Here is a 662-nt window from a genome sequence, read left to right as displayed (position 1 = left end):
GTACCCTTCCTGATGCCCTCCCAGACGGCAGACGCCGGTCCCGCGCCGCCCGACATTATGCGTGGCAAGCACGAGATCCACCAAGGCCGACTGAATCCTGTAGTTGTCGTTGCCCCAGATGATGCCCTTCTCATAGAGGTGCGCGCTGCGCGGGCGATGGCCGGACGCCTTCGGCTTGTACGCCCATTCGGCCGCCTTCTTGATGTCTTCGACCGGGACGCCGGTCGCCTCGCTGCAGTGATCGAGGCTCATCCGATTTGCTTCCAGGGCCTCCTCGAAGCCCGTTGTATGGGCGGCGATGAAGTCGGGATCGTGCCAGCCCTGCTCGACGACATAAGTCAGTAGGCCGTTTAGAAGTGCGGTATCGCTGCCGGGGTTGATGCGCAGGTGCAGAACCCGGTCGGAACCGCCGACGTGCTCTGTCACGGTAATCGTCGGAGAGCGACGTGGGTCGACGAAGATCACCTTAGCAGGAAGCGCCGTCTCGCCCTCGAACCACTGCTTCTTCTTATCGGTTGTCGCGCCTGAAATGTTCGGCAGGGCATGGGCAATGAAGTAGTTCGTCTGCGTCTCGTAGGGGTTGGCGCCGACGTAGATGAGCGTGTCTGCGACCTCGGAGTCTTCGTAGCTGTTGTTGAGCTCGCCGATGCCCATGTCCCGGG

Annotated in this window: 1 protein-coding gene; it reads right to left on the bottom strand. The window is 61.9% G+C overall.

Features of this window, described 5'->3' with window-relative positions; translation table 11 throughout:
• On the bottom strand, positions 1–662 hold a 662-nt coding region (locus CKO31_RS26320; protein ID WP_200243941.1), incomplete at both ends, for a molybdopterin-dependent oxidoreductase.

It is taken from the genome of Thiohalocapsa halophila, from assembly GCF_016583825.1.
Classification (GTDB): domain Bacteria; phylum Pseudomonadota; class Gammaproteobacteria; order Chromatiales; family Chromatiaceae; genus Thiohalocapsa; species Thiohalocapsa halophila.
Note: the sequence above shows the minus strand (reverse complement) of the source record. Positions and strands in the feature narration are given on the sequence as shown.